Annotated in this window: 14 protein-coding genes and 1 tRNA gene; 3 read left to right on the plus strand and 12 right to left on the minus strand. The window is 69.7% G+C overall.

The genetic code is table 11. From position 1 onward, the window contains the following. Window positions 1–40 precede the first annotated feature (40 nt). Together U9J66_RS22240 and pruA are read right to left on the minus strand one after the other, a co-directional pair. Entirely contained in the window at window positions 41–967 is a 927-nt protein-coding gene (locus tag U9J66_RS22240) for a proline dehydrogenase family protein (RefSeq protein WP_042282897.1), read from the minus strand. 192 nt (window positions 968–1,159) lie between these two features. Then, window positions 1,160–2,785 (minus strand): L-glutamate gamma-semialdehyde dehydrogenase, encoded by a 1,626-nt coding sequence (gene pruA, locus U9J66_RS22245; protein WP_017535858.1) that lies wholly within the window; start codon window positions 2,783–2,785, stop codon window positions 1,160–1,162. Window positions 2,786–3,006: 221 nt separating this feature from the next. Here pruA and U9J66_RS22250 point away from each other — a divergent pair, with 221 nt between their 5' ends. Then, entirely contained in the window at window positions 3,007–4,788 is a 1,782-nt protein-coding gene (locus U9J66_RS22250) for a PucR family transcriptional regulator (RefSeq protein WP_014912592.1), read from the plus strand. 217 nt (window positions 4,789–5,005) lie between these two features. On the opposite strand, the gene U9J66_RS22255 is transcribed toward U9J66_RS22250, so the two are convergent. From U9J66_RS22255 to U9J66_RS22285, 7 genes are all read right to left on the minus strand, one after another. Continuing rightward, a tRNA-Leu gene (locus U9J66_RS22255) sits at window positions 5,006–5,079 on the minus strand. 179 nt (window positions 5,080–5,258) lie between these two features. Continuing rightward, window positions 5,259–6,635, minus strand: a complete 1,377-nt coding sequence (locus U9J66_RS22260) for an NAD(P)/FAD-dependent oxidoreductase (protein WP_014909010.1) — start codon at window positions 6,633–6,635, stop codon at window positions 5,259–5,261. A gap of 372 nt (window positions 6,636–7,007) precedes the next feature. Then, window positions 7,008–8,012: a Ppx/GppA phosphatase family protein gene (locus tag U9J66_RS22265; RefSeq protein ID WP_014911637.1), complete on the minus strand. Its 1,005-nt coding sequence runs from the start codon at window positions 8,010–8,012 to the stop codon at window positions 7,008–7,010. Further along, window positions 8,009–8,593, minus strand: a complete 585-nt coding sequence (locus U9J66_RS22270; RefSeq protein WP_017535860.1) for a DUF501 domain-containing protein — start codon at window positions 8,591–8,593, stop codon at window positions 8,009–8,011. Before U9J66_RS22270 ends, U9J66_RS22265 begins: the two co-directional genes overlap by 4 nt. An 87-nt stretch (window positions 8,594–8,680) precedes the next feature. Next, on the minus strand, window positions 8,681–9,055 hold the full coding sequence (locus U9J66_RS22275) for an FtsB family cell division protein (RefSeq protein ID WP_014909423.1): 375 nt from the start codon (window positions 9,053–9,055) through the stop codon (window positions 8,681–8,683). Window positions 9,056–9,208: 153 nt separating this feature from the next. Then, complete coding sequence (eno, locus tag U9J66_RS22280) at window positions 9,209–10,492, minus strand: phosphopyruvate hydratase (RefSeq protein ID WP_014909559.1); 1,284 nt, start codon at window positions 10,490–10,492, stop codon at window positions 9,209–9,211. A 102-nt stretch (window positions 10,493–10,594) separates the two neighbouring features. Continuing rightward, window positions 10,595–11,146, minus strand: coding sequence for a TetR/AcrR family transcriptional regulator (locus tag U9J66_RS22285; RefSeq protein ID WP_161111247.1), 552 nt, complete (start codon window positions 11,144–11,146; stop codon window positions 10,595–10,597). A 131-nt stretch (window positions 11,147–11,277) separates the two neighbouring features. Between U9J66_RS22285 and U9J66_RS22290 the strand changes: the two genes are divergently transcribed. After that, on the plus strand, window positions 11,278–12,504 hold the full coding sequence (locus U9J66_RS22290) for an FAD-dependent monooxygenase (RefSeq protein WP_326338595.1): 1,227 nt from the start codon (window positions 11,278–11,280) through the stop codon (window positions 12,502–12,504). 185 nt (window positions 12,505–12,689) lie between these two features. Next, the gene (locus tag U9J66_RS22295) at window positions 12,690–14,096 is read left to right on the plus strand and encodes an FtsW/RodA/SpoVE family cell cycle protein (protein ID WP_442789868.1); all 1,407 of its coding nucleotides are present in this window, start codon (window positions 12,690–12,692) and stop codon (window positions 14,094–14,096) included. Window positions 14,097–14,120: 24 nt separating this feature from the next. Here U9J66_RS22295 and U9J66_RS22300 read toward each other — a convergent pair whose 3' ends face one another. The 3 genes from U9J66_RS22300 to cysC all read right to left on the minus strand — a co-directional run bounded on the left by U9J66_RS22300 (window position 14,121) and on the right by cysC (window position 17,990). Further along, window positions 14,121–15,491 carry a short-chain fatty acid transporter gene (locus tag U9J66_RS22300; RefSeq protein ID WP_326338615.1) on the minus strand — a complete coding sequence of 457 codons (1,371 nt, stop codon included), beginning with the start codon at window positions 15,489–15,491 and terminating at the stop codon, window positions 14,121–14,123. A gap of 140 nt (window positions 15,492–15,631) precedes the next feature. Continuing rightward, window positions 15,632–16,381 carry a MazG family protein gene (locus U9J66_RS22305; protein ID WP_014910474.1) on the minus strand — a complete coding sequence of 250 codons (750 nt, stop codon included), beginning with the start codon at window positions 16,379–16,381 and terminating at the stop codon, window positions 15,632–15,634. A gap of 10 nt (window positions 16,382–16,391) precedes the next feature. Then, complete coding sequence (gene cysC / locus U9J66_RS22310; protein ID WP_017535866.1) at window positions 16,392–17,990, minus strand: adenylyl-sulfate kinase; 1,599 nt, start codon at window positions 17,988–17,990, stop codon at window positions 16,392–16,394. Window positions 17,991–18,000 lie beyond the last annotated feature (10 nt).

Raw genomic sequence — 18,000 nt, forward strand, 5'->3', positions numbered from 1 at the left:
CCATCGAGGGTACGGCGGGCGCTCGGGGCTCGTGCCCCCGCTAGCCGCGGGTGACCAGGGAACGGGCCAGGAACAGCACGTTCGCCGGACGCTCGGCCAGACGACGCATGTAGTAGCCGTACCACTCGTCGCCGTAGGGGACGTAGACGCGCATGCGCTTGCCCTCGGCGGCCAGACGCACCTGCTCGTTGTCCCGGATGCCGTAGAGCATCTGGTACTCGTAGTCGTCCGCGCCCCGACCGTTGGCGGCGGCCAGCTCACCGGCGATGGCGACCATGCGCGGGTCGTGCGAGGCCACCATCGGGTAGCCCTCGCCCTCCATGAGGACACGCAGCGCGCGCACGTAGGCCTTGTCCACCTCGTGCTTGTCCCGGAAGGCCACGGACTCGGGCTCGTCGTAGGCGCCCTTGCACAGTCGGACCCGGGAGCCGGCGCCGCTCAGGTCGCGGCAGTCGGCCTCGGTACGGCGCAGGTAGGCCTGGAGCACCGCGCCCACGAACGGGAAGTCCTCGCGCAGCTCACGCAGGATGCCCAGCGTGGAATCGGTGGTGGTGTGGTCCTCCATGTCGAGAGTGACCGTGGTGCCGATCGCCTTGGCGGCCTCGGCGATGGCGCGCGCGTTCTCCAGGGCGATCTTCTCGCCGTCACGGTTCAGGAACTGACCGACGGCGGAGAGCTTGACGGAGACCTCGGCACGGTCGCCCAGACCGGCCTCGCCCAGAGCGGCGAGCAGGTCCTGGTAGGCGGTCACCGTGGCGGTGGCCTGGGACATGTCCGTGGTGTCCTCGCCCAGGAAGTCCAGGGTGACGTACCGGTCACGGGCCAGGTCGCGGACGGCCGGCAGGGCCTCCTCCTGGGTGGCACCGGCGACGAACCTGGTGACCATGGCCCGGGTCATGGGAGTGCGCTCGACGACCTTGCGGCAGGTCGTGGACCTGGCCGCGAGCAGCAGGGGCTTGCGAAGCATGGAGACCTCGAAGAAGACGTGCGCGAGCCGGTGGCTGGCGCGGGCGAAGCACGACCGGTCGGTGTGCCGACGGCGGCGTTGGGTTCCTCGGGGGGTGGAGGGGCCGGGACACGACTCCGAACGTGGGGGTCGTGTCCCGGCCCGAGGGGACGCGCCCCTTCCGGGGAAGGGGAAGAGGGCGCGTCCCGTGTGTCACCCCTGGTGGGGGTAGGAGGAGACCGTCGGCGCGACGAACGTCTCCTTGATGGCGCGCGGGCTGGACCAGCGGGACAGGTTCTGGGCCGAACCCGCCTTGTCGTTGGTACCGGAGGCGCGACCGCCGCCGAAGGGCTGCTGACCGACGATGGAGCCGGTCGGGCGGTCGTTGATGTAGAAGTTGCCGGCGGTGAAGCGCAGGGCCTCGGTCGCCTTGGCCACGGCGGCGCGGTCGGTGGCCAGGACGGCACCGGTCAGGGCGTAGGCCGAACCCTCGTCGACGACCTTGAGGATCTCGTCGTAGCGGTCGTCCTCGTAGACGTGGACGGCGACGATCGGACCGAAGTACTCGGTGCGGAAGACGTCGTTGCCCGGGTCGGTGCCCTCGATGATGGTCGGGCGCACGAAGTAGCCGACGGAGTCGTCGGCGGTGCCACCGGCGATGATCTCCAGGGTCGGGTCGGACTTGGCGTCCTCCAGGACCTTGGCGAGCTTGTCGAAGGAGCGGCGGTCGATGACGGCGCCGACGAAGTTCGACAGGTCGGTGACGTCGCCCATGGTGAGGGCCTCGGTCTCGGCGACCAGGGCGTCACGGGTCTTCTCCCACACGGAGCGGGCGACGAAGACGCGGGAGGCGGCCGAGCACTTCTGACCCTGGTACTCGAAGGCGCCGCGGACGATGGCGGTGCGCAGGACCTCGGGGTCGGCGGAGGAGTGGGCGACGATGAAGTCCTTGCCACCGGTCTCGCCCACGATGCGCGGGTAGGAGCGGTAGTTGGAGATGTTCTCGCCGACGCTCTTCCACAGGTGCTGGAAGGTCTTGGTGGAACCGGTGAAGTGGACACCGGCCAGGTCCGGGTCGTTGAGGGCGACGTCGGAGACCGCGAGGCCGTCACCGGTGACCATGTTGATGACGCCCGGGGGCATGCCGGCCTCCTCCAGGAGGCGCATGGTCAGCTCGGCGGCGAACTGCTGCGTGGGGGACGGCTTCCACACGACCACGTTGCCCATCAGGGCCGGGGCGGTGGGCAGGTTGCCCGCGATGGCGGTGAAGTTGAAGGGGGTGATCGCGTAGACGAACCCCTCCAGCGGACGCTGCTCCATGCGGTTCCAGACGCCCTTGACGCTCAGCGGCTGCTGCTGGATCAGCTCGCGGGCGTAGGAGACGTTGAAGCGCCAGAAGTCGATCAGCTCACAGGCCGCGTCGATCTCCGCCTGCTGCACGGTCTTGGACTGGCCGAGCATGGTGGCGGCGTTGATGGTGGCGCGCCAGGGGCCGGAGAGCAGCTCGGCGGCGCGCAGGATGATCGCGGCGCGGTCGTCGAAGGACATGGCGCGCCAGGCGGGGGCGGCGGCCTTCGCGGCGGCGATGGCGTCGCGGGCGTCCTCGTGGGTGGCGTTGCGCATCGTGCCCAGGACGGCCGCGTGGTTGTGCGGCTGAACGGCGTCGATCGGCTCACCGCCGCCCATACGGCTCTCGCCGTTGATGCGCATCGGCAGGTCGATGCTCTCGCGGCCGAGCTCCTCGAGCTTGGCGACGAGCTCGGCGCGCTCGGCGCTCCCGGGCGCGTAAGAGAGAACGGGTTCGTTCACCGGCAGCGGGACGTTGGTCACGGCGTCCATGGGCACCTCCCTGGAAAGAATGTCCCTGAACGAGCAGGGTTGGGCTGTTTCAACGGTCTCAGAATGTGAAAGCCCCCACGTTGTGGACCGGGCCACTCTTTGCCGGCCTTATTTGTTCACCAGGACAAACCGAGGCACTCACGTGGCCTGCGCATCCTCCACCCCACCCTCACCACTCCAGTAGTGTCATCCCTCGGAGGCGACTGTTGAGGAACGACATCATGCCTGGTCATCCAGGAGAGGATGAGGAGACGGACACGGGGCTGCCGCTACGACGGCTGCTCCTGTCCCTGGGCGACCCCATCGTGGACGTGGCCGCGGCCCCCGCCGGCCTGGATGTTCAGGTGGACAACGTCGTCATCCTCGACCCCGAGGACCGCGTCGAGGCCCGGGAGGGCGACCTGGTCCTGTTGATCGGGGTCCGCGGCGGTCAGGCCCGACGCATCGTCCGCACCCTGGCCGAGCAGGGCGCGACGGCGGTCGCGGTCAAGACCAGCGCCCACCCCCAGCCGGAGGAGGTCCTGCCCCCGCCGAGCGACCATCGGAGCGGCCGTTCCCAGCGCGCCACCGACGAACTGCGCGCTCTGCGCACCGAGGCGCAGGAGAGCGGGATCGCCCTGCTGGCGGTCCGCCCCGAGGTGCGATGGGAGCAGCTCCAGTCGGTGTGCCGGAGCATCGTGGACGACGCCCGACCGACCTCGTCCGAGGATCTGGGCGAGGCCAGCGGCGATCTGTTCTCCATGGCGCAGACGATCGCCCGGCTCACCGGCGGTCTGGTGAGCATCGAGGACTCCGCCAGCCGGGTGCTGGCCTACTCCAGCGGCGCCGAGGTGGACGAGCTCCGCCGCCTGTCGGTCCTGGGCCGGCAGGGCCCCGAGTCCTATCTGGCGCTGCTCCGCGAGTGGGGGGTGTTCGCGAAGCTGCGCGCGGGCGAGGAGGTCGTACGGATCGACGAACACCCCGAGCTGGGCATCCGTCGCCGACTGGCCGTGGGCATCCACGCGGGACGCCGCCCCTTGGGCTCGATCTGGGTGCAGGAGGGCGAACGCCCCCTGTCCGAGCACGCGGAGGAGGCCCTGCTGGGCGCCGCCCGCACCACGGCGTTGCAGATGATCCGGCAGCGCAACCAGACCAACGCGGGCCTGAGACTGCGCGAGGATCTGCTGTCCAGCCTGTTGGAGGGCCGGATCGACGCCGCCGCTCTGGCCGACACCGTGGAGGTGCACACCGACCGGGCCGCACTGGTGGTGGCCTTCTCCCTCCGGCACGGTTCGGGCGGGGGCGAGGACCCCGAGGGAGGACCGATCGAGGAGCGTCCGGACCGTCCCGAACGGGAGCTGCGCCGTCGCCAGCTGATCGACCTGGTGTCGGTGCACACCGCCGCCTACCGGCGTAGTTCCCTGGTCACCGAGTTGAGCGGTCGGGTGTACGTTCTGCTTCCCGACCTGCCCCGGGGGCCGAGCAGGGAGGCTCCGCGTTCCGTGGAGCACTCGGTGCTGGCCCTGACCCGCAAGACGGTGACGGCGGCCAGATCCGCGCTGGGGTTGCACGTACGGGCGGCGGTGGGTTCTCCGGTGGAACGGCTGGGCGACGTGCCCGAGTCCCGGGCCGAGGCCGACCGGGTGTTGGACGCGATGGGACGCGACCTGGACCGGGGCACCGACTGGGAGGTGGCGACCATCTCGGATGTGCGCTCCCGTGTCCTGATCAGCGAGACCCTCGCCCATCTGCGCACCGATCCGTCGCTACGGGATCCGAGGGTGAGCCGGCTGATCGAGCACGACCGGGGCGGCGGCGCCGACCTGGTGCACTCTCTGTTGGCCTATCTGGAGGCCTTCGGGGACGCTCGCGCGGCGGCGGAGCGGCTGCACATCCACCCCAACACGCTGCGCTACCGGGTGCGCCGGGCGATCGCGGTCAGCGGGATCGACCTGTCCGATCCGGGGGAGCGCCTGTTCACCCAGCTCCAACTCCTGATGGAGCAGCAGTCCCATGGGGTGTGACCGGCACGCGGTCTCCTACCTCGCCACGGGGGGTCGGTGCACGCGGTCTCCTACCCCGGCCACGGGGGTTGCCCGTTCGGGCGCCGGGAGTGTTCTGCAAGACGAGTCGAGCCGCCCGCGAGGAACGAGCCAGGCGTGGACGAGGATGAAGAACGCTCCCTCCCCTGGCGCCCGAACACGCGCCGAAGCGCCAGCGGAAACGCAGAGCAACACAAAGTACCCCCGGTCGGACTCGAACCGACACTTGTGACCCTTTTAGGGGGCCTGCCTCTACCATTGGGCTACGAGGGCGTGCCCATCATACCGGGCGGGCCGATTGCCCACTTTGGTTCGGCTTGGCCGGATGGGGACACGAAACGACCGGCTTCCCGAAGGAAACCGGTCGTTTCGCGTTCGATCGCGTCCGTCGATGGTGCGGTGAGTGGGCGTCACCGCGTTCTCTCACCGTGCGGGGCGACGCTTTTCCCCGGTCAGCTCACGCGACGCAGGTGTCCGTCCTCGACCTGCGGGCGGCTGGCCTCTTCGAAGGCCTGGCGGGGCTCGGACATCTCCGGGAGCGCGGCGAAGTCGCGGCGCAGGAAGAGGGCGAGCGTCCAGTCCGAGAGGACCCGCAGCTTGCGGTTGAAGGTCGGGACCGCGAGCAGGTGGTAGGAGCGGTGCGCGTACCAGGCGAGACGGCCGTTGAGCTTGATCTTGCCGAAGAGCTGAGCGGCGCCCTTGTGCAGGCCGAGGCCGGCGACGGCGCCCAGGTTCTTGTGCTTGTAGGCGGTCAGGTCGTTGCCGCGCAGGGTGGCGATGATGTTGTCGGCCAGGACCGGGGCCTGGCGGACGGCGTTCTGCGCGTTGGGCGGGTAGTAGCCGCCGTTGCCGTCGGGCACCTGGGCGTTGTCGCCGCCGGCGAAGACGTTGTCGGTGCCGTTGACGGTGAGGTATTCGCTGGTGTCGACGTGACCCTTGGGGCCGAGCGGCAGGTCGCTGGCGGAGACGACCGGGCTGGGCTTGACGCCCGCGGTCCAGACCAGGGTGCCGGCGTCGAACTCGGTGCCGTCGCTGAGCTTGATGTGCTGGTCGACGGCGGACTCGAGGAAGGTCTTGAGGCGCACGTCGATGTCACGGCGGCGGAGCTGGTTGAGGGCCTTGCCGCCGACCTCCGGGCCGACCTCGGGAAGGATCTTGTCGGCCGCCTCGATGAGGTAGAACTTGACCTCGCTCTGGTCGATCGAGGGGTAGAGGCGGACGGCGTCGCGGACCAGGTCCTCGAGTTCGGCGATGGCCTCGGCTCCGGCGAACCCGCCGCCGACGAAGACGAAGTTCAGCGCCTTGGCGCGGATGTCCTTGTCGTCGGTGGAGTCGGCGATGGTGAGCTGGTTGAGGACGTGGTTGCGCAGGTAGGCCGCCTCTTCGACGGTCTTGATCCCGATGCCCCACTCGGCCAGGCCGGGGATGGGCAGGGTGCGCGAGACCGCGCCGGCGGCCATCACGAGGTAGTCGTAGTGGAGGGTCTGCGGCTCGCCGACGTTGGGCTCGTAGCGGACCGTGTTGTCGGCGTGGTCGATACGGACGACACGTCCGCCGAGCACGCGCACCCGGTCGAAGACCTTGCGCAGCGGGACGACCACGTTGCGCGGGGAGATGTTGCCTCCGGCGGTCTCCGGCAGGAAGGGCTGGTAGGTCATGTAGGAGTTGGGGTCGATGACGGTGATGCGGGCTTCACCGGCCCCGAGCTTCTTCTCCAGCCGCCTCGCGGTGTACATCCCGAGGTAACCGCCGCCGACGATGAGGATGTGCGGGATCTCCGCCTCGTCCCCGCCGCCGTGTACCAGCCGGTAGTTCCTGCTCTCGGTCATCGCATATCCGCCCTAACGGTTCATTCTGTGGCGCCTTGTCCCAAGGGCCGAGAAGAGTGTCACGGTCTTCGTTCGGCCCGTCGTACGTCGCCGGGTCCGCCTTCAGGCCGTGTTTCCTGACCTGTTGGAAGCTGCTTGTGCATTCTTTCACAAGCACCTCCCCACAGAGAAGGTTCACATCCCTCTGCCTTCGCACCATCTCTCAACTCGGACGATGGATATCATTGCAGGTCAGATGGGTTGTGAACGCATTCACAAGTGCCCTTCGGGTGACCCTTCTCACCCGTGGGCCCAGGTGCGAGCTCCCCGAAAGTCCCTACCGGAATGTCCGGAATGCCCTTTCGAGGAGGTTACGCGGTCGTGGATTCGGTTTTACTCCCGACCCTCCCCCACCGCGATGAGGCTCCAGGCGACACCGTCCAGGATGTCGTGCTCACTCGCGGTGAAGTGGTCGGCGCCCGTGCGCTCCAGCACACGGGACAGCACCAGGGCGCCCGCCCCGATGACGTCGACCCGGCCGGGGTGCATCACTCCGATCTCCGCGCGCTCGGCGTGCGTGGAGCGCAGCAGCCCATCGGTGATGCGGTTCAGGTCGGAGACGGAGACCCGCGTGTGGTGGATCCGCTCCGAGTCGTACTCGGGCAGGTCGAGAGCGATCCCGGCGACCGTGGTCGCGGTACCGGCCACGCACACGACCGAACCGGCCTCGCGCAGCGGAACGACCTTCTCGACCTCGTCCAGCGCGGCGTCGATGTCGGCGGTGGCGGCGGCGATCTGCTCGGCGCTCGGCGGATCCGAGCGCAGGTGCCGCTCGCTCATGCGCACACAGCCCACGTCGACCGACAGGGAGGCCTCGACCAGGTCGTCGTCCTCGGACGCACCGCCCAGCACGAACTCCGTGGAGCCGCCGCCGATGTCGACCACCAGGAAGGGCGGGGAGAAGTCCTGGTCGGCCTCTCCCTCCGCCGCCGCGGCGTCCAGCTCCGCCGTGGCGCCCACGAAGGACAGTTCGGCCTCGTCCAGGCCGGTGACGACCTCGGGCTCCACACCGATGATCTCGCGGACCCCGTCCACGAACACCTGACGGTTGCGGGCGTCCCGGGTGGCGCTGGTGGCGACCATGCGCACGGTGTCCGGCCCCAACGGGATCCCGTAGGCCTCGATGGCCTCCGCGTAGCCGCGCAGCGCCTCGAAGGTGCGCTCCAGCGCCTCGGCGGAGAACTCGCCGGTCTCGTCCACGCCCTCGCCCAGACGCACGATCTCCATGCGCCGGTCGGCGTCGACCACCTGGACCTCGTCACCGTCCAAGGCCACGACGTCGGCGATCAGCAACCTGATCGAGTTGGTTCCGCAGTCGATCGCCGCGACACCGCTCATGACCGGTCCGTCCCTTCATCGCCCTCGGAGGCGTTCTCGTCCACGCACACGCACGGACCCTTGTCCCACCAGTCGGGAAGCTCCCTCAACGCCTCGGCACCGAAGGGGTTGGTCCCCGGAGCGGCCAGTTCGTGGCCGACCAGCGCGTGCAGACACTTGACCCGGGTGGGCATCCCCCCGGTGCTCTGCATGCCCTCGGGGAGCGGCTCCACGCCGTCACGTCGGGCCTGCTCGGCCCGCTCGGCCAGGTAGGACTCGTGCGCCTCGGTGTAGGCCGCCCGAAGTTCGGGCTCCTCGGCCAGACGCTCCTGCATCAGGCGCATCCGGCCGTCGTTCTCCAGCCGCCCGATCGCCGAGGCGGCGCGCGGGCAGGTCAAGTAGTACAACGTCGGGAAGGGGGTGCCGTCTTCCAGGCGGGGGGCGGTCTTCACCACATCGGGGAGACCGCAGGGGCAGCGGTGCGCGACGGCACGGACCCCGCGCGGGGTTCGGCCCAACTGGAGTTCGATCGCGGCGAGGTCCTCTGCGGAAGCGGGACCGCCGTCGGTGTGCCCCGGAACGGGCTGATCTGCGGAAGTCATGACCCCACCAGCATAGGTGTAATCGGCGGCGGGAAGGTCGCCCCGTACGTCACACCCGGAGGGCCGCGAAGGGCGTCTCCGGGCCGCTCAGAGCCCCTCGTCGGGGTCGGGACGGTCGGCCTCCTCCACCGAGCGCCACAGCTCGGTGAACCAGGGGTCCTTGGGCTCGGAGGGGTCGATCTCCTCCTCGTCCTCGGCACCGGGACGGATGACGATGTAGGCGGTCTCGTCCGGGTATTGGAAGTGGAGGCGGGCGCGGGCCTCGCGTTCGACGTAGGCCTCGTCCTTGAGCGCCTCCTCGCGCTCGCGCAACTCGGCGACGTTGTCCTCCATACGCGTGCGCTCCTCCCTCAACTGGGAGATCTGCGCGCGCTGCATGATGTACTCGCGCAGCGGATAGGCCAGGCTCAACGCGATCACGCAGATCACGAGGGCGAGGATCGCCGCCCGGCTGGTGAGCATGGGCCGCACCCGAGGGGTGCGGCCCGCGCTCGTGTCCTTCTTGGTCGCCTTGGACCCCGCTTTCGAGGCAGCGCCCTGCCGGGACTTGTCGGCTTTGGTCGACTTCCGGGACTTTGTGGGCGGCTGCTTGGTTTCGCGGGACACTGGGGCAGACTAGCCGCGCTTGGCGAACCTCGGGAAGGCCGACACGCCCGCGTACACGGCGGCGTCGTCGAGTTCCTCCTCGATGCGCAGCAACTGGTTGTACTTGGCGACCCGCTCACTGCGCGCCGGGGCACCGGTCTTGATCTGGCCGGCGTTGGTGGCGACCGCGATGTCGGCGATGGTGGTGTCCTCGGTCTCGCCGGAACGATGGCTGATCATCGCCGTGTAGCCGCTGCGCTGGGCGAGGGAGACCGCGTCCAGCGTCTCGGTCAGGGTGCCGATCTGGTTGACCTTCACCAGGAGCGAGTTGGCGGTGCCGGAGAGGATGCCGCGCTGGAGACGCTCGGGGTTGGTGACGAACAGGTCGTCCCCGACCAGCTGGACCTTGTCGCCGATCTGGTCGGTGAGGGTCTTCCAGCCGTCCCAGTCCTCCTCGTCGAGGGGGTCCTCGATGGAGACCAGCGGGTAGGCGTCGACGAGCTCCGCGTAGTAGGCGCTCATCTCCTCGGCGGTGCGGGTCTTGCCCTCGAAGGTGTACACGCCGTCGGAGTACAGCTCCGTGGCGGCCACGTCCAGGGCCAGGGCGATGTCCTCGCCGACCTTGTAGCCGGCCTTCTCGATCGCCTCGACGATCAGGTCCAGGGCGGCGCGGTTGCTCTCCAGGTCGGGGGCGAAGCCGCCCTCGTCACCGACGCCGGTGCCCAGGCCGTGGGCCTTCAGGACCGACTTCAGGGAGTGGTAGACCTCGGTGCCCCAGCGCAGGGCCTCGGAGAAGGTCGGGGCCCCGATCGGAGCGACCATGAACTCCTGGATGTCGACGTTGCTGTCGGCGTGCGCGCCACCGTTGAGGATGTTCATCATCGGCACGGGCAGCACGTGCGCGTTGGGGCCGCCGATGTAGCGGAACAGGGGCAGGCCGGCCTCCTCGGCGGCGGCCTTGGCCACGGCCAGGGAGGCGCCGAGGATGGCGTTGGCGCCGATCCGGGACTTGTCCGGGGTACCGTCCAGGTCGATGAGCGCCCGGTCGATGATGCGCTGCTCGTCCGGGGTGTGGCCGAGCAGCTCGTCGGCGATCTCGTCGTTGACCGCGGTGACGGCCTTGGTCACTCCCTTGCCGCCGTAACGGTCGCCGCCGTCGCGCAGCTCGACCGCCTCGAACTTGCCCGTGGAGGCGCCGCTGGGGACACCGGCCCGGGTGATGGTCCCGTCGTCGAGCAGGACCTCGACCTCGACTGTCGGGTTGCCCCGGGAGTCAAGGATCTCCCGCGCCTGTACTGACTCGATGGACGCCACGATCTCTCCGTCTCTTCGGTGTCTGGGTCCACTCTCTCCGGACCCGGACACGAGACTAGCGACCCGCGCTCCGATCGGTGGAGCCCACCCACCCGGATTGGTCTAGTCCATATCGGACATGCCGACTCTCAGAGCGGCCAGGGCGATCTCCACGGCCCGCCCACGATGGAGTGTCGCCTCCTCCGCCGGCATCAGGACGGCGATGTCCTGGATGCCTCCCAAGGCGGCCACGGCCCCCATGCGCGCGGGGATCGGCGCGTCCTCCCCGACCAGGGCGACGTCGAGCCGTCGTCGCCAGGCGACCACCTCCTCCACCAGTCCGCTCTCGCTCAACCCCGCGAGGTCGTGGAGGAGCGTGACCATGAGAGTGCTGTGGCGCACACAGAGGTCGAAGTAGGCGCCCAGGACCTCGCGCGGTTCGTCGGCCCGCCCGTCGAAGCGTTCGGCCAACCCCATGGCGTCCTGTCGCAGCGGCTCGGACAGGGCCCGCAGCAGGTCCCGTTTGGACGGGTAGTGGTAGTACAGCGCGGCCTTGGTGATGTCCAGACGTTCGGCGATCTCCCGCAGGCTCGTCCGCTCATAGCCCTGTCTGCCGAACAGTTCCAGGGCCACCTCTCCGATCCGGGCCTTCGTATCGTTCTGCGCCCTGGCCACCCTGATCACTCCCGTCGCTCGCCTTCGAGCCCTGAGTCTATCCGCAACCTGCCGACCGGTAAGTTACTTGACGCCCGGTAAGTAACGGCCTAGTTTGAGGACCCCACGACCCAAGGAGCTCTGACGGCACCATGACCGCCGTTCGAACCGTCCTCGTCTCCGGAGCGAGCATCGCGGGCCCCGCCCTCGCCCACTGGCTCCATCGATACGACATCCGCGCCACCGTGGTCGAGAAGGCGCCCGCCCCGCGTATGGGCGGACACGCCATCGACGTCCGCGGCGCCGCCGTCGACGTCGCCGAACGCATGGGGGTCCTGGACTCCCTGCGCGCCTCCGTCACCGAGACCGGCAGGGTCGTCTTCGTCGACACCCGGGGACGCCCCTACGCGGACATCGCCCCGACCATGGGCGCCGGCGACGACCGATCCCTGGAGATCGTGCGCGGCGACCTGACCCGTATCCTGCACGAGCCCACCGTCGAACACACCGAATACCTATACGACGACTCCATCACCGCGCTGGAGGAGACCCCCGAGGGCGTCCGGGTATCCTTCCGACGCTCCGAGCCCCGCCTGTTCGACCTGGTCGTGGGCGCCGACGGGCTGCACTCCGAGACCCGGAGACTGACCATGGGTCCCGAGGACGACCACGCCCGGTACATGGGCGCGCTCATCTGCATCGGCGGTGTTCCCGACCGGCTCGGCCTGGACCGGGAGGCCCGGCTGTACAACGAACCGGGGCGGGCCGCGGGGATGATCCGCTCACCGCGCTTCGACGGGGCCAAGGGCATCGCGCTCCTGCACGCCCCCGACCTGAACGGCATCGACCGCGCCCCCGAGGCCGACCAGAAGGCGTTCCTGCTCGAACGCTTCGCCGGGGCCGGTTGGGAGTGCGATCGGCTCCTGGAGGACCTGACCCACAGCCCCGACTTCTATTTCGATTCCATCAAGCAGATCCACCTGGACCGCTGGTACCGGGGGCGGGTCGTCCTGCTGGGGGACGCCGCTCACTGCCCCTCCCCCATGTCCGGCCAGGGCACCACCCTGGCCATGGTCGGTGCCTACGTCCTGGCCCTGGAGCTGTCCCGACACGAACGGCTCGCGTCCGCTCTGCACGCCTACGAGACGCGCATGCGCCCCTATGTGAAGGCAAACCAGGAGATCGCGGACACGGGGATCGGCTTCCTCGCGCCGCGCACCCGGCTCGGCCTCACCGCGCGCAACACCCTCCTCCGCTTCGGCGGGCTCCTGACCCGCCTGTCCGGCCTGGATCGTCGGGTGGTCGAGACGGCCGAGGCGATCGACCTGGACGCGCCCCCGCCCGCGGACGTGTCCGGGGCCGGCGACAAGGGGCGTTGACCGGGCCCTCCAGCCGGTTCCGAGACTCGAACCGCCCGGAACCGGCCACTTACCCGGATCCGACGTATCGCCCGCCTATAGTGCGAATCTCGGGCCCCGATCCTCCCGCGGAGCCGTCAGGGAACCTCGCGCGAACGGTGGGGACGAAAGTGGCCGATCCTCGAAGCGAAGCCGTGGACGGGGCGATGCGCCCGGTCCCCCAACGCGGGGCCGAACTGGCCCTCCTCCTGGCCTCGCTCGGCGCCACCGCCGCCGCTCTGGGGTCCGCCTCCCTGGCGATCACCGGCGGTATCGACCCCGCGGTGATCACCTACCTGCTGGTCATCGGTGTGGGCTCCCTGGTCCTGCACGTGCTGCTCCGCTTCACCGCGCCCTACGCCGACCCGATCCTGCTCCCCGTCGCCACCGCGTTGAGCGGGCTCGGCATCACGATCATCTGGGCGTTGCAGATGTCGCGGGGCTCGGAGCCGGCGCACACCGAGGCCGACCGACAGCTCATGTGGACCCTGGCCGGGATGACGCTGTGCGCGCTCACGGTCCTGTTCGTACGCCGGCCCCGCCGGTTGACCCTGTACACCTACCTGATCGCCCTGGCCGCGCTGATCCTGCTCCTGCTCCCGCTCTCGCCCCTGGGACACGAGGTGCTCGGCGCGCGGCGGTGGATCGCGCTGGGCCCGTTCACGGTGCAGCCCTCGGAGTTCGCCAAGGTCCTGCTCGTCATCTTCCTCGCCTCCTACCTGGGTCGGCGGCGTGAGGTCCTGGCCCTGGTCACCCGTACGTTCCGGATCGGCGGGGTGAAGGTGTTCAGCGCCCCGCGCGCTCGGGACCTGGCCCCGATGGGTGTGGGCTGGGGTCTGGCGATCCTGCTGTTGGTGGGCACCAAGGACCTGGGCACCTCGCTGCTGCTGTTCGGCACGTTCCTGGCGGTCCTGTACGCGGCCACGGCCCGCAAGTCCTGGGTGCTGATCGGGTTGGTGGCCTTCTCCGCCGGCGCCTACGTGGCCTATCTGCTGTTCGGACACGTGCGCAACCGGGTGGAGATCTGGATGCACGCCTTCGAGCCGGAGGTCTACGACGCGCCCGGCGGCAGTTTCCAGGTGGTGGAGGGGATGATCGCCCTGGCCTACGGCGGACTGCTGGGCACCGGCTTCCACGCCGGACACGCCCAGGAGATCTTCGCCTCCGATAGCGACCTGATCCTGGTCTCGGTGGGCGAGAAGCTCGGGGCGACGGGGCTGATCGCGGTGTTGGCGCTGCTGTTCCTGTTCGCCCAGCGGGCGTTCCGGATCGCTCTGGGGAGCCGGGACGTCTTCCTCAAGTTGACGGCGTTGGGCTATGGGTTCATCACCGCGTTCGACGTGTTCATCGTGTTGGGCGGCGCCACCCTGATCATCCCGCTGACGGGCATGACCACACCGTTCATGTCGGCGGGCGGGTCCGCGCTGATGGCCAACTGGCTCATCGTCGGCCTGTTGTTGACCATCAGCGAGACCGCCCGCCGTCCGCAGGAGTCGTTCAGCGCGGGTCTGGCCCCGGGCGACCCGGCGACCGAGGTGATCGACGTGCGCGACGTTCCCGGCGGGGCGCGGTAGGTCGCGCCTCCCGCCACGAGTGCGTCAGGTGAGGAAGGTGATGCACAGGGAGGCCACGACGATGGCGAAGATCATCACCACGGCCGTGTATCCGAGCACCTGGCCCGCCCTGAGCCTGGCCAGGGCCAGCAGCGGCAGCGCCCAGAAGGGCTGGATGCCGTTGGTGAGCTGGTCGCCCATGCCCACCGCCATCACACCCACGCCGGGGGAGATCCCTAGGGACTCGGTGGCCCCGATGACGACGGGGCCCTGAACCGCCCACTGGCCGCCGCCGGAGGGGACCGCGAAGTTGACCAGGGCCGCGCTCATCAAGGCCCAGAAGGGATAGGTGAACGGGGTGGAGAAGGAGATGAACCACTGGGTGATGATCTCCAGCAGCCCGGAGCTGTCCATGATGCCCATGATCCCGGCGTAGAACGGGAACTGGACGATCACCGCCGAGGCGGTCTTGGCGCCCTCGGCGGCGGCCGTCGAGTAGCTCGCCAGGGTGCCGTGCAGTCCCAGACCGGCCATGAGGAACGTGAAGTTGAGCAGGTTGATGTCCATGCCCACGACACCGTCGGTGACCAGGGCGGGGACGAGGTGGACCAGGCCGACCGCGACCACCGCGTAGACCAGGATCCTGCTGTGCATGAGGCGCTGGGCCGGGGAGAGGGCGCGGATCTCGGTCCGGGTGGGGATCGGGCCCGAAGCGCCGGAGCCCCGGCCGCCCTCGGCTTCGGATTCGCCTCGGGCGTCGTCGATCTCCTCGACCTCTCCCGCCTTGGGGTGCATGCTCATCAGCAGCAGCGGAGCCCCGACGATGACGACCACGAGGAAGACCAGGTTGAACGGCTGGAAGATGGTCTCGCTGAGCGGGACCAGACCGATCTGGTCCTCCAGGAAATGTCCGGGGGTGTTCACCAGCAGTGGCGCCGACCCGGACAGGCCGCTGTGCCAGACCATCAGCCCGAGGTAGCCGCCGGCCACCAGCAGCGGGAAGTGCACCTTGATCCCGCGGTCCTTGCAGGAACGGGCCACCTCCACGGCCAGCAGGGCGCCGGCGATGAGGCCCAGACCCCAGTGGACGATGCCGAGCAGGGCGGCCCCCAGGGCGGTGACGCCCACGGCGGACATCGGCCCCCTGGCCAGCCCCGCCACCCGGACGATGGCCCCGCGGGCCGGGGGCGAGGAGGCCAGGGCGTAGCCGGTGACCAGTACGAGGGTCATCTGCATGCCGAACTCGAGCAGGTTCCAGAACCCGCCGTACCAGTCCCCGACCAGTTCGACCGGGGTCCGGTCGGTCAGGAACAGCGCCATCCCGAAGACCAGGCCGGACAGGATGACCGCGAAGACGAAGGCGTCCGGCACCCAACGGGTGCTGAACGCCGCGAGGGCGTTACCGAAACGACGCATGGTGCTCCACTCTGCGTGGACCTCGGGGCCGGCGCGAGGACGGAGGGCGCCGGAACGGAGGAACCCGAGGTCGGGAGCACTGTGTTCCACGTCATACTTCAGCGTCAATACTGATCAACGCGATTTGAGGGTTTTTGAGGTTACCTGTCGGTTTTCGACCAGTAGGTTCGCCACTCCTCGGCGCTCAGCTCACGGGGCTCTCGACCATCGGCGCGCGCGGCCTCCTCCGCCGCCCTGACCCGACCGTCGAACCTGCGCGCCGCCGCGCGCAGATCGGTCTCGGCGTCCCGCCCCCGGCCCCGCTCGGTCGCCACCGCGGCGAACAGCTCGCCACCCTCGGCGCCGTCGTCGCCCACCAGATCGGCGGGGAACCCGTTGCGCACCGCGCGTTTTTGGAGCTCGTAGGCCAACAGCACCGCGGGCTGGGCGAAGGGCACCCCGTCCAGCACCGAGGACTCCCCCGAACCACCGGCGGCACGGGCCTTCTCCGCCCGCTCGGCCGCCTTGATGGCCTCCCAGTTCGACCGCACCTCGTCACTGCCCGACACCTCCGCCCCGCCGAACACGTGCGGGTGACGTCGGGTCATCTTGTCGATGATGGCGTCGGCGACATCGTCCACGGTGAACCGCGCCGGATCCCCCTCGGGCCGCTCCGCACCGATCGCCGCGTGGAAGACCACCTGGAGCAGGACGTCGCCCAACTCCTCGCGCAGCAGGGCGTGATCGCCCTCCTCGATGGTCTCCAGGGTCTCGTAGGACTCCTGGATCAGATACTTCGCCAAGGACTCGTGGGTCTGGGAGGAGTCCCACGGGCACTCCCGCCGCAGCGTCTCCATCACCTCCACCAGGCGCAGCACCCGATGGCCCGCGGGCCGGACGTCGTCCGTCATCGATCCTCACTCACGTACTGGTCGGGTCCGGGAGCCAACCGCCCTCGCGCAGCGCCGCCATCACCGCGGCCACCGACTCGGCCGGATCGGCGTCCACCGTGTCGACCACCAGGTCGGCGTCGACCGGTTCCTCGTAGGGGCCGGAGATCCCGGTGAAGTCGGGGATCCTACCGGCCCGGGCCTCGGCGTACAGGCCCTTGCGGTCACGAGCCTCGCACACCTCCAACGGCGTGGCCACGTGCACCAGGAAGAAGTCCCCGAACTCCTCCACCATGGCACGCACCTCGGCCCGCCCCGCCTCGTACGGGGCGATCGGCGCGCACACCGCCACCCCACCGTGCCGGTTGATCTCCGAGGCCACGTAGCCGATCCGTCGGATGTTGAGCTCACGGTCCTCACGGGAGAAGGTCAGCCCCTTGGACAGCATGCGACGCACCACGTCACCGTCCAGGAGGGTGACCGGACGTCCCGCCCGCCGGATCCCGTCGCACACGCCGCGGGCGATGGTCGACTTGCCCGAGCCGGACAGCCCGGTGAACAGCAGGGTGAGACCGCGCTCGGTCCGGGCCGGCCGCAGACGGGCCAGCTCCGCCCCGACCCGGGCCGGGGTGAACCAAGAGGGAAGCTCCCGGCCGTGCGCCAACTCGTTCTCCACCTCGTCGTCGGAGGGCTCACGTCGTGCCCGCCCCGGATCGACGCTGGTGAACGGCTTCCACAGTTCCTCACCCGAGTCGTACCGCCACGGTTCGGGGTCCAGGACCGTCAAAGGCGGACGCAGCGCCATCACCCGCTCGACCTCGGGTCCGCGCCCACCGGCCTCCAGCAGCATGTGGGTGGCGCCGTAGGCGGCGGCCACATGAGCGGCCAGAGCGGCGTCGCGCTCGGTCCACTCACCACCGAAGGGACCCGACCCGCGCCTGCTCGACCGGGGCAGGGTGGCCACCACGAACACGCTCCGAGGAGGCAACAGGGGTTCTGCCGCCAGCACCGCCGACGCCGCGCCCTCGTCCTCCAAGGGGGCGTCGATGATCACGAGCACCTCGGCCCGACCGCCGTCACGCCCCAGCGCGTCGGCCTCGGCCCGGATCTGGTGCAGGGCCCGATGGTGCAGCGGACGATCGGTCACCACCGCCAACAACGGCTGGTGGGCGGTCGGATCGAGCTCACGCTGAGCCCGCACCTCGGCCGGGGTGACGCGCAGTTCCCGCAGCGCCCCGTACATCGCCGGACGCGACATGGTGACGTCACCGGCCAACCGGTGGACCACCGGGGCGGCCTCGTCTCCCTCCGAACCCTTCCAGTGCTCGCCCACCGCCAGTTCCGCCAGCGGAGCGCCCTCCGGGTCGGTGAGGATCAACCGATCCTCTCCCGCGAGCCCCTCCGGCACCTCCAACGTGACCGGAACCGGCCAGGGACGACCGTCGAGAAGACGGCCCCGGACCTCGATCGATTCGGCGTCCTCGCGCCCCATGAAACCGGGGAACGGATAGGCCCCGTTGAGAACGAGTTCCAGGTGGGCGAGACCGTCGGGCCCCGGAGCGAACACCGGGGCGGTCCGACGACCGGGCTCCCGGTCCGATCCGCCCGCCTGCCTGTGCACACTCACCACGTACGCCCTC

It is taken from the genome of Nocardiopsis sp. LDBS1602 (assembly GCF_035818715.1).
Classification (GTDB): Bacteria; Actinomycetota; Actinomycetes; order Streptosporangiales; family Streptosporangiaceae; genus Nocardiopsis; species Nocardiopsis alba.